This is a genomic window from Flavobacterium sp., assembly GCF_021151785.1.
Lineage (GTDB): Bacteria > Bacteroidota > Bacteroidia > Flavobacteriales > Flavobacteriaceae > Flavobacterium.
On sequence record NZ_JAGKWP010000003.1, the window covers coordinates 44,748 to 56,185 of the forward strand.

The 11,438-nt window shown below is 30.9% G+C and carries 14 protein-coding genes; 6 read left to right on the forward strand and 8 right to left on the reverse strand.

Translation table 11 applies throughout. The annotated features are described in order from the left end of the window. Positions 1-94: 94 nt before the first annotated feature. The 5 genes from nadD to QZ824_RS00795 form a co-directional block, all read right to left on the reverse strand. Positions 95-676: a nicotinate (nicotinamide) nucleotide adenylyltransferase gene (gene nadD, locus QZ824_RS00775; protein ID WP_291274140.1), complete on the reverse strand. Its 582-nt coding sequence runs from the start codon at positions 674-676 to the stop codon at positions 95-97. Positions 677-724: 48 nt separating this feature from the next. Further along, positions 725-1,297: a guanylate kinase gene (gmk, locus tag QZ824_RS00780; RefSeq protein WP_291274141.1), complete on the reverse strand. Its 573-nt coding sequence runs from the start codon at positions 1,295-1,297 to the stop codon at positions 725-727. Between the two features lie 88 nt (positions 1,298-1,385). After that, entirely contained in the window at positions 1,386-2,246 is an 861-nt protein-coding gene (locus tag QZ824_RS00785) for a YicC/YloC family endoribonuclease (RefSeq protein ID WP_291274142.1), read from the reverse strand. Between the two features lie 95 nt (positions 2,247-2,341). Further along, entirely contained in the window at positions 2,342-3,244 is a 903-nt protein-coding gene (locus QZ824_RS00790) for a DMT family transporter (RefSeq protein WP_291274143.1), read from the reverse strand. After that, positions 3,234-3,593 carry an ArsC/Spx/MgsR family protein gene (locus QZ824_RS00795; protein ID WP_291274144.1) on the reverse strand — a complete coding sequence of 120 codons (360 nt, stop codon included), beginning with the start codon at positions 3,591-3,593 and terminating at the stop codon, positions 3,234-3,236. The genes QZ824_RS00790 and QZ824_RS00795 overlap by 11 nt, the downstream gene beginning before the upstream one ends. An 89-nt stretch (positions 3,594-3,682) precedes the next feature. On the opposite strand from QZ824_RS00795, the gene QZ824_RS00800 reads away from it, so the two are divergent. Together QZ824_RS00800 and QZ824_RS00805 are read left to right on the forward strand one after the other, a co-directional pair. Beyond that, a complete protein-coding gene (locus QZ824_RS00800) occupies positions 3,683-4,138 on the forward strand; it encodes a DinB family protein (protein WP_291274145.1) in 456 nt (151 codons plus the stop codon). 4 nt (positions 4,139-4,142) lie between these two features. After that, positions 4,143-4,583 (forward strand): acyl-CoA thioesterase, encoded by a 441-nt coding sequence (locus QZ824_RS00805; protein WP_291274146.1) that lies wholly within the window; start codon positions 4,143-4,145, stop codon positions 4,581-4,583. A 2-nt stretch (positions 4,584-4,585) separates the two neighbouring features. Here the strand turns inward: QZ824_RS00805 and QZ824_RS00810 are convergent, their stop codons facing one another. Together QZ824_RS00810 and trxB are read right to left on the reverse strand one after the other, a co-directional pair. After that, complete coding sequence (locus QZ824_RS00810) at positions 4,586-5,338, reverse strand: RsiV family protein (RefSeq protein ID WP_291274147.1); 753 nt, start codon at positions 5,336-5,338, stop codon at positions 4,586-4,588. A gap of 125 nt (positions 5,339-5,463) precedes the next feature. Beyond that, on the reverse strand, positions 5,464-6,411 hold the full coding sequence (trxB, locus tag QZ824_RS00815; protein WP_291274148.1) for a thioredoxin-disulfide reductase: 948 nt from the start codon (positions 6,409-6,411) through the stop codon (positions 5,464-5,466). A 199-nt stretch (positions 6,412-6,610) separates the two neighbouring features. Here trxB and QZ824_RS00820 point away from each other — a divergent pair, with 199 nt between their 5' ends. The 3 genes from QZ824_RS00820 to QZ824_RS00830 all read left to right on the forward strand — a co-directional run bounded on the left by QZ824_RS00820 (position 6,611) and on the right by QZ824_RS00830 (position 9,119). Beyond that, positions 6,611-7,162 (forward strand): hypothetical protein, encoded by a 552-nt coding sequence (locus tag QZ824_RS00820; protein ID WP_291274149.1) that lies wholly within the window; start codon positions 6,611-6,613, stop codon positions 7,160-7,162. Between the two features lie 58 nt (positions 7,163-7,220). Next, on the forward strand, positions 7,221-8,279 hold the full coding sequence (locus QZ824_RS00825) for a nucleoid-associated protein (protein ID WP_291274150.1): 1,059 nt from the start codon (positions 7,221-7,223) through the stop codon (positions 8,277-8,279). A gap of 222 nt (positions 8,280-8,501) precedes the next feature. Beyond that, entirely contained in the window at positions 8,502-9,119 is a 618-nt protein-coding gene (locus QZ824_RS00830) for a glutathione peroxidase (RefSeq protein ID WP_291274151.1), read from the forward strand. 55 nt (positions 9,120-9,174) lie between these two features. Here the strand turns inward: QZ824_RS00830 and QZ824_RS00835 are convergent, their stop codons facing one another. Next, a complete protein-coding gene (locus QZ824_RS00835; protein ID WP_291274152.1) occupies positions 9,175-9,672 on the reverse strand; it encodes a GNAT family N-acetyltransferase in 498 nt (165 codons plus the stop codon). 78 nt (positions 9,673-9,750) lie between these two features. On the opposite strand from QZ824_RS00835, the gene menD reads away from it, so the two are divergent. Further along, on the forward strand, positions 9,751-11,433 hold the full coding sequence (menD, locus tag QZ824_RS00840; RefSeq protein WP_291274153.1) for a 2-succinyl-5-enolpyruvyl-6-hydroxy-3-cyclohexene-1-carboxylic-acid synthase: 1,683 nt from the start codon (positions 9,751-9,753) through the stop codon (positions 11,431-11,433). Positions 11,434-11,438 lie beyond the last annotated feature (5 nt).

The window sequence follows — 11,438 nt, forward strand, 5'->3', positions numbered from 1 at the left end:
GTTTATTAGCAAGTGAAGTACCCAAATTTTTCTAAAGTTGTAAATTATGAATAAAAATGCTATGACAAATATTAAAAATTCCACAATAGTTTCATTACTTCTTATAAAACAAATTATGCTCCACATATTCCCAAACTTTATTCGGCAACATGGGAATCACATTTTTACCGTTTTTGATACTTTCTCGAATAAATGTAGACGACAACTCAATTACTGGCGCACCTACTCTGTGAATTTTAGGATGATTCGCAAATTGATTATCTAATTCACCCGAGTTTATTCTAGGATATACATAAATGTCGTGATTCTGCAATAATACTTCGTAATTTTTCCATTTATGGAAGGAATTCAAATTATCTTCCCCCATGATTAATGAAAATTCATGCGTGGGATATTTCTCTTGTAAATAAGCTAAGGTAGTAACCGTATAATTGGGTTGGGGTAATTTAAACTCAATATCTGAAGGTTTAATTTTTGGAAAATCTTCAGTGGCCAAATGCACCATGTGCAAACGATGGTAATCATCTAACAACGTATTTTTTTGTTTGTGCGGATTATGAGGGGTAACTACCATCCAAATTTGGTCTAAACTGGAATACTCAGCCATATGATTGGCTATAATTAAATGTCCAATATGAATGGGATTAAATGTTCCGAAGTAGAGACCTATTTTCATTTATTGGGTTTTACGTTTTATATTAAGACGTGATCGCTTCTCTAAGTTTTATTCGCTGATGAATTTTTTCACCAATTGATACGCTTCTTCTTTAGCCACATCTAAATCGTAATTTTTAATAATTGTATCAAATTGTGGTGCAGTGGCTAATTCTACCGATGCCTTAGCAATACGCATATTGATTTTGTCTTCACTTTCAGTTGAACGTTGTTTCAAACGACGCTTTAATTCGTCTACACTTGGTGGTTTAACAAAAACAGCTAAGGTTTCGTTTGGAAATTTACCTTTAATTCGTAATCCTCCTGCCACATCAATATCAAAAATTACATGTTTCCCTTTTGCCCAAATACGTTCCACTTCTGCTTTAAGTGTGCCATAAAAATTATCGGTATACACTTCTTCCCATTCCACAAATTCCTCTGCTTTGATATGTTTTTTAAACTCCTCCCAAGAAATAAAATAATAATCTTTTCCGTGAACTTCCTCACCTCTTGGTGCTCGAGTGGTACATGAAATTGAAAATTCTAAATTTAAATCTTCTTTACTTAATAAATGTTTAACTATAGTGGTTTTTCCAGAACCTGAAGGTGCTGAGAATACTAATAATTTTCCTTTGGTCATTGTGTTGTGTTATTGATGTTCTTCCACCCTGAATTTGTTTCAGGATTTTAATTTTTAGATTCTGAAACAAATCCAATAGGACAAAAAATTATAAAACGTTTAATACTTGCTCCTTTATCTTTTCTAGTTCATCTTTCATCATTACAACCAATTTTTGCATTTCTGCATGATTGGATTTAGAACCCATAGTATTGATTTCTCTTCCCATTTCTTGAGTAATAAAACCTAATTTTCTTCCATTAGCTTCACTACCTGCTAAAGTTTGTATAAAATAATCCAAATGATTTCCTAAACGAACTTTTTCTTCGGTTATATCTAATTTCTCTAGGTAGTAAATCAATTCTTGTTCAAATCTATTTGCATCTACCTCAACTTTTAATTCATCAATGGCTGTTTGCAATCTTTCCTTAATTGCTGCAATGCGTTCAGGATCTAATTCCAAAGCCTGATTCATAAAATTTCTGATATTTTCAATACGTTGCACAAATTCTTTTTCTAGTGCAGCACCTTCAGAAGTTCTAAAATTAAGCATATTAGCAACTGCTTCATCAATTACTTTCTGAATTTGTTTCCATTCATTTTCATCAATCTCGTCTCGCTCAGTTTTCAATGCATCGGGCATGCGTACTGCCATTTTCATTAGTTCAGTTTCATCTGCATTTGGTATGATTTCTTTCATCTGTGCGATGTATCCTTTTACAATTGGAGCATTAATTTTGGAAGAAGTTTCCTCTCCTGTAATTTCAATAAACAAGGAAAAATCTACTTTACCACGCTCAAGTTTTTGGGCCAATAGATTTCGTAAACCTAACTCCATTTCTCTATAAATAGAAGGCATTCGAACATTCAAATCTAATCCCTTACTATTCAGCGATTTTACTTCAACTGTAATTTTTTTGGTTGGTAATTGTAAACTTGCTTTACCAAAGCCTGTCATGGATACTATCATATCGTTTTATAAAAAGTGGACAAAGATAAGAAATTTTAATTTACCTTCTTTATAACCAAAACTGTAGATTGATTAATAATTTTAATAAATTATAATTAAGATTCTTTCTTTTTAATTACCAAGTATACGCCGGCAAAAATCAGTAACGCAGATCCAACTTTAACCCAATTTAACTCATCTTTACCAAGACTCACGGCAAAAACTGTAGCAAAAAAAGGTTGTAAATAAATAAAAACAGCCACTGTAGTAGGTTTCAATTGACGCATTGAGATAAGGTTTAACAAATAAGTTAAAAAGGTAGAAAACACTACAACAAATCCAATTTTTAACAATGCTGCTGTTGGAATAACTTGCCAATTTACTTCTTGAACTTCACTAAATCCGAAAGGCAAAACCATTAAAAATCCGAAGGTATAAATCCATTTTACAAAAGTAAATGCGTTGTATTTATCCATTAATTTTTTTACCAAAATCAAATAAAAACCATAAGAAACAGCATTAACAAATACTAATAAATTACCTAAAAATGCATTACTTGCATTTATCGTTGATTTTCCATAAAGAATTAATGTAATAGTTCCTGCTAACCCTAATAAAATACCAAGCATTTTATCAGATTTCATTCGTTCTTTCATGATAAAAGCAGACAAAATCAGTACAATCATGGGCGTAGTTACCATCAAAACAGCTCCCATTATTGGAGAGGTATAACTTAATCCCTTGAAAAAAGTAAGCATGTTAAAGGCTACACCAAAAAAAGCACACGCAATAATCCTTGGAAAATCTTTTTTATCAATTGTTTCTTTAGGCACAAAACCAAATCGTTCACCTACTAAAGTAAATAACCAAAATAAAATCGTGGAACCGCCCACACGAAATACAATGAAACCAAAGGCATTAATAAACTTTGGCATAACATCTTTAGCAATAGTAAAAGTAACACCATAAATAATGGCAACTAACCATGCACAAACTAAGGCCCAAGCTCTATTGTTCATTAGCCATCCTTTTTAACACTTGATCTATTACTTTTGGACTATTTCCCACAAAAGCTTGGTCTCCAATAACAATAACAGGGCGATTCAGAAAAGTATAATGCTCCAAAATGTAACGTTTAAAATCAGATTCTGCTAATTGAATATCTTTTAACCCCATTTCTTTATATAATTTTGCGCGCTTAGAAAATAAAGCCTCATAACTTCCTGTTAGATCTCGCAAGGCATCTAACTGTTGAACTGTAATAGGGAATTCTTTAATATCTTGAAATTCAAACCCTTCAGTTGAAGGTAATGATTTTATTATGCGTTTGCACGTATCACAGGTTTTTAGGTAATAAATCTTTCTCATACTTTAATTTCAAAAGTTGATGCAAAATTAGTTTTTTGTTAACGAAATCCGCATTTTAATTGATTAATTTCGTGAAAAATTTAACAGAAATGGAAACAACATTTTCAATTTGGAAAACCAGTAGAAGTCTTTATTTAAATTTTCTAACCTCTTACTCTTTGGAACAATTAAATAAAATTCCAGAAGGCATGAATAATAACTTAATTTGGAACATAGGACATATCATTGCTGCGCAACAAGGATTAGTTTACCGTCTTTCTGGTTTAACGCCATTAGTATCCGAAACTTTTATTAATAAATATAAAAATGGTTCCGTTCCAAATGGTGAAACTACACAAGAGGAAGTAGATGAAATTAAAGCACTTTTAACAAGTACACACGATCAGACCCTTGTTGATTATAAAGAAGGGAAGTTTAAAAACTACCAAGAATACCAAACTAAAACTGGTTTCTTACTAAAAAACCTCGAAGATGCCTTGCAATTTAACAACTATCATGAAGGAATACATCTTGGATTTATTATGAAAATTAAAAAATTTATTTAATATCATGGCTATATTTACAAAAGAAATTTCAATTAGATGGGCAGATTTAGACCCTAATTTTCATTTAAGACATAGTGCTTATTACGATTTTGGTGCTCAACATCGAATGGAGATTTTAATAGATTTGGGACTCACTCCTCTATTAATGCATCAACAACATTTTGGCCCCATTCTGTTCAAAGAATCATGCGTATTTAAAAGAGAAATTCATTTTGGCGAGACAATTTCCATTACAACTAAAATGAGTAAAATGAAAAAAGATGCTTCAAGATGGAGTATTACACATGAATTGATTGATAATAAAGGTACTGTAAAAGCAATAATTACTGTAGATGGTGCTTGGATGGATACAAAATTAAGAAAGTTATGTCAACCCGTTCCAAGTATTGCCGTTGAAACGCTAAATGCAATTCCTAAGGCTGATGATTTCATTTTAGAAGAGTAATTTTACCTTACTTGTAAAAATTTGTCTAATTCATCATAAGACATAAAAACCTCGAAATGGCCTCTTTCATAAGGGGCTATTTCGTTTAAATTATAAAAGAAAGTAATTCCATCAATATTGTAAATAAAATTATCTGCTAATTTAAAACGATTATTCTCCATACAATATCCTTGATCATTATACGATTTATAAGGTAATATTTTGTATTTAGACCTAAATTTTAACTCTACTAATTGAGTTAATCTACCGATATTTACAAAAATGTCATTCTTTTTTAATTGATTTCCAGAAATCTTATCAAAAATTAAAGAACGCTTTTCTGCAAAACCTTCCATATTTCCATAAGAAGTATAATAATTAATTACAATGTTAACAAAATCCTCAGTCTCATATTCAATGTTAGACTCTATATGATATTCCCAACTTCTTAATTTATCATTAGGCACTTGATTTTTAACATCTTTATAAGAAGCTATAAAACTTTTTGCTATATCATTGTAATTATTAATAGTTACTTTTTTATTGTCGATGAAACTAGAAATTTCTTTAATATTTTCAAAAATAATTTTATTTATACTATCTGAATTCTTTGCTTCTACGACTTCCATTTTAATATTAGCAGAATTGTAATCTGAAGTAAATTTATTTGGATATGATGAATTATATTGCTTCCGTTCAAATACAATTTTCTGTGTGCATTGTGTCAACGGAAGTGCTAAAAATAAGAAGGTTAATATGGTTAAAATTTTTTTCATTAACAACTTTTGATTTTACAAAATTACTTAAAATAATATCAAAAATCGAGCCAATTCATTACTTTTTGAAAAATAAAAAAATCGGGAAAATTCCCGATTTTAAAACTTAGCTAAGAATAACTGAGTTATTCTTTACTTGCTAAATATCGTTCTGCATCTAAAGCCGCCATACATCCTGTCCCTGCAGCTGTAATAGCCTGACGATAAACATGATCTGCCGCATCTCCTGCCACAAAAACACCTGGTACATTTGTTTTAGAACTTCCAGGGATGTTTTTAACATAACCTGTTTCATCTAAATCAATGAAATCGGCAAAAATATCAGTATTGGGTTTATGACCAATAGCTACGAAGAAACCAGTAGCTGGAATTTCTTTTTCTTCACCTGTTACACTATTTTTCACTTTAACTGCATTAACAACTTGCCCATCACCCATTACTTCAACGGTTGATGTGTTGACTAAAATTTCAATATTTTCGGTTTTTCGCACACGCTCTTCCATAATTCTAGAAGCCCTAAATTTATCAGTACGAACTAACATGGTCACTTTTTTACACATTTTAGACAAATAATGTGCTTCTTCACAGGCACTATCTCCAGCTCCAACAATTACTACTTCTTGATTTCGATAGAAAAATCCATCACAAACAGCACAAGCAGAAACTCCACCCCCCATTTTTAAGTAATGCTGTTCAGATTCCAATCCTAAGTATTTTGCAGAAGCTCCCGTTGATATAATAACTGTATCTGCATGAATCTCTTTTTCCCCATTGATCCAAACTTTATGAACTTGTCCAGAAAAATCTACTTTAGTTACCCATCCATCACGAATATCTGCATTAAATCGCTGCGCTTGAGCTTGCAATTGCACCATCATTTCTGGACCAGTTATTCCATCAGGGTATCCCGGAAAATTTTCCACTTCATTCGTTGTAGTCAATTGACCTCCTGGTTGCTGACCTTGATATAAAACAGGATTCATACTAGCTCTGGCTGCATAAATAGCCGCCGTATATCCAGCTGGTCCAGAACCTATAATTAAGCACTTTACTTTTTCAATTGTATCTGACATGATTTGTAATTTTGTTTTCACAAAAATAGAAAATTGAAAAAGGAAAAATGACATTAATGATACAATTTTTTACAATAGCACCATAAATACTTATTATGTTACTTACTAACTAATTCAAAAAAATAGTTTTCAACAAAGACAAAAATTACCCCTTTTAAAGCAAATTAAATCTTATTTTTGTGGTCTAAAATTTTACATTATGATTTACAAGTTTAGAGTTATTCTTGATGCTGAAGAAGATATTTTTAGAGATATCGCCATAGAAAGTGACAACACTTTAGAAGATTTACATAACGCTATCGTTAACGCATTTGGTTTTGATGGAACTGAAACGGGTTCTTTCTTTACCTGCGAAGATGATTGGACTTGGAATGAAGAAGATGAAATTCCTTTATTTGATACCGGTGATGTCCCTGGAGAGATGAAAACAATGATGGATTTTGCTATTAATGATTTAATGCATCAGGATAATACTAAGATGGTTTATGTATATGATTTCTTTAATATGTGGACGTTTTTTGTGGAATTAGCTGCAATTGAAGAAAATGAAGAGGGAGAAACTTACCCCGCTTTATTATTTGCACATGGTGAATTACCTGCGGAAGCTATGCAAAGTGGATTTAGAGGAGCTGACTTCAATGAAGACGATATTTATGGTGATTTTGATGATGACATGGACGAAGAAGATTTTGACATGTTTGATGGGGACGACAGTTTTGAAGACATGGGATTTGAAGAAAATTGGAACTAATCTTGTAAAGAACTAAATTAATTAATTAGATATAAAGTCAATTCGACACATTTTAAACATGATCAACTTATTTAACACACATATTGAAAATCTTTCTATTCACAGAGTAGGTAACAAAAGTAGAAATGAAGCTATCTTTTTATCAGAACAGCCGTACACGTTGAATGATGAGATTATGCCACTTTTAAAAGAATATTTTTTTAAATCTTTTCGTGAAAAAGAGGAAAATTATTACCAGTTTGCTCATGAAGTGGATTTAGAATATAACGACATGTACAATTTTGCTACTGAGATTTTTAACAATCCAACTAGTGTTCATGAAGTGTCAAAAAAAATAACAAAACACCTATTTGAACAATCTAATCATCCACATATTAAAAATGGTGAAGTTTATGTAGCATATTTTACACATGCTTCAATTCATAACAATCCTGTAGATGCCATTGGTATTTTTAAAAGTGAAATTAAGACTGACTTTCTTCAATTTGAAGAAAAGGAGTCTAACTTAGAAATGATATTACAACAAGGAATTAACCTAAACAAGTTAGATAAAGGTTGTATCATTTTCAATTATAAAAAAGAAGAAGGTTACAAGATATTAACCGTAGACAGCAACCGTTATGATGCACGTTATTGGTTAGAACATTTTTTAAGTGTTGATGTATTCCAAGATGAAACATTCATGACGAAGAAATATTTACAATTTTGTAAAGACTTTGCTAAAGAAGTTGTTCTTCCAGCCGAAGATAAAAAAGAGGAAGTTTTATTTATGAACCGTGCGGTAAATCACTTTGCTAAAAATGATGAGTTTGAAGAAACTGCTTTTTTAAATGAAGTATTGGATAATCCAGATTTAATTCCAGAATTTAAAAACTACAAAGTAGATCGTGGTGCAAAATATAGTATTGAAGACGTTTCTAGCTTTCCTATTGCCAATGCCGCCGTTACAGATGTTCGTAAGAAATTAAAAAACGTAATTGAATTAGACACTAATATTCAAATTAAATTAGATTTTGTTAACCCAGAAAGTGCAGAAAAATTTGTTGAAAAAGGCTGGGACGAAGAAAAACAAATGTACTACTATCTAGTATACTTTAATAAAGAACAAAAATCGTAACCATTAAACGATTTAATAACTTAAAACTTCCTATTTCACTCATTTGTGATTAGGAAGTTTTATTTTAAATATATATCATTGAAATTAATAACAACAAGAAGTAAAATCTACTAAATTATACTTTTTATGAATATTTTAATACTTGTTATAAATCTATTTAGTATTAGAATTGTAATTTTATGACATGAAAATTTGTTACACTAGGTATTAAAAAAAGAATATATGAAGATAACCCATTTATTGCATTTACCAATTTTAGTTTTATTGGCATGTACACAAACTTCAAAAGAAAATGTCGTGTCAGAGATTAATCATTCAATAGAAATAACACCTGAAAACCCAATGAAACAGACATCTGAACAACAAACAATTTACAATTATAAAGTAAAAGACATTGCAGGTGATGAGTTTGATTTTGCTTCTTTAAAAGGAAAAAAAATCATGATTGTCAATACAGCCTCCGAGTGTGGCTTAACTCCACAATATGAACAATTACAAGAGGTTTATGAAGAATTTAAAGATAAAAATTTTATAATCATTGGATTTCCTGCCAATAATTTTGGTGCTCAAGAACCTGGCACAAACGAACAAATTGCAACTTTCTGCAAAAAGAATTATGGTGTTTCTTTTCCAATTATGTCAAAAATTTCTGTAAAAGGTAGTGACATACACCCTATTTACCAATTTTTAACTCAAAAGGCAAAAAATGGACTACAAGACAGTGAAGTAGAATGGAATTTTCAAAAATATTTAATTGATGAAAAGGGACATTTAGCTAAAGTGATTTCACCAAGAACTTTACCAAATTCTCCTGAAATTATAAATTGGATTAAAGGCTAATTATTAATAGGTTTTATAATTAAAGTGTTTAGTGAATTGCATTAAACACTTTTTTTTATATTAACATTTTTTGTACCAATACCGAGTGAAGCCATCTATTAAATTTAAAACCTGTTTCTTTCAGAAATCCTACTTGTTCAAATCCATATTTTTCGTGAAAAGCAATACTACTAAGATTTTCAGAATCTATAACTCCAATCATAGTATGTAAGCCTTGATTCTTTGCTAAATAAATTAGTTCTGTAAGAAGGGCTTTTCCCACACCTTTCCCTATTGCCTTTTTATGCACATATACCGAATGCTCGACTGTAAATTTATAAGCTTCTCTAAATCTAAATTCGCTATAATAGCCAAAACCAACAACTTCATTTGCAATAGTAGCTACAATAACAGGAAAGTCTTTTTGCAACTTTTCTTGAAAAATTGCTATTTGCTGGTCTAATGTTCTAGAATGATAGTCATATAGAGCCGTTCCATTTAAAATTTGATCATTAATAATATCTAAAATAAAGGGACAATCGTCTATTTTGTAGGGCCTAATTTTAATTTCCATTTGTTACAAAAAATTGAGAAGTAAAAATACTAAAATAGACGAACAAGTTTGTAAATTTGTACTTCAGTTTTTAATAAAATGATGTATCCGAAAATTCCTTTAGCACAAAACTTACTAGAGATTTGTAAAGAAAAAGGATTAAAACATATCGTAATTTCTCCAGGATCAAGAAATGCGCCTTTGACCATTGGTTTTACTAATCAAATTGGCTTTACTTGTTATAGTATTGCTGATGAGCGTAGTGCTGCATTTTTTGCCTTAGGTATGGCTCAACAATTGCATGAACCTGTTGCAGTTGTTTGCACTTCTGGGTCTGCTTTACTCAATTATTATCCAGCAGTTGCTGAGGCATTTTACAGTCAAATTCCATTAGTAATCATCTCGGCGGATCGTCCGCAAAGCAAAATAGATATTGGAGACGGTCAAACCATTCGTCAAGAAAATGTTTTTGCAAATCACAGTTTATATAATGCAAACTTAACCGAAGAAGCTTCTGAAGAGAATGATTTAAAAATACAAAAAGCCTTATTCATAGCTACTTCAAAAAAAGGACCGGTTCATATTAACATCCCTTTTGAAGAGCCTTTATATGAAACAGTTGATGAATTAACACAAAGTCCTATTGTGTTTTTTAATAAGCTAGAACAAAGTGAATTTTTATTAGATAATGCTTTTAAAACACAATGGCATGAAGCTTCTAAAAAATTAGTACTTGTTGGTGAATTGCGACCAAATTCAGTTGAACAGCGATATATTGATTCTTTAGCTAAAGACGAATCTGTAGTTGTTTTAACTGAAAAAACATCAAATTTACATCATCCAACATTTATTGATCGAATAGATACATTAATTACTCCTTTTGATGATAATGATTTTCAATTGTTACAACCTGAAATCTTATTAACTTTTGGTGGTATGGTTGTTTCGAAGCGCATTAAAGCCTTCTTACGCAAATATAAACCTCAAGCACATTGGCATGTTGATGAATTACGTGCTTACGACACCTATGGTGCATTAACAGCACATTTTACTACGTCAATAAATACCTTTTTTAATCAATTACTGAATACGGAAAACAAAACGATATCAACTTATTTCCCAACTATAGATTTAATTTGGAAACACAGAAAAGTGATGCATCAACAGTATATTTCTCATATACCCTTCACCGATTTTAAAGTGTTTGATTTTTTAAGTCGACATTTACCTACTCAAATTCAACTACAGGTAAGTAATAGTTCTGCCATACGCTATTTACAATTGGTTGATTTTGATTCTGACACAGAAGTGTTTTGTAATAGAGGAACAAGCGGAATTGATGGAAGTACTTCTACTGCTATAGGGGCGGCTATACATCATGATTATCCGACCTATTTTATAACAGGGGATATTAGTTTTTTTTATGATAGCAATGCCCTTTGGAATAATTATATCCCTAAAAACTTCAAAATTATTTTAATTAATAATGGCGGTGGTGGTATTTTTAGAATTTTACCTGGTCATAAAGAAACAGAAACATTTAATACCTTTTTTGAAACTTCACATGAGTTAACAGCGGAACATTTGGCAAAAATGTATCAACTCTCCTATTTTTCAGCAAAAGATGAAGAAAGCCTCTTTACAATCTGGAGTACATTTGAACTTGAAAAGCATCCTTCAATTCTAGAAATTTTCACTCCTGAAAAACTGAATAACAAAATTTTATTGGATTATTTTAAAGGAAGAACAATCGGTGGGGCGATTATATCTGCACCATGGTGATACCT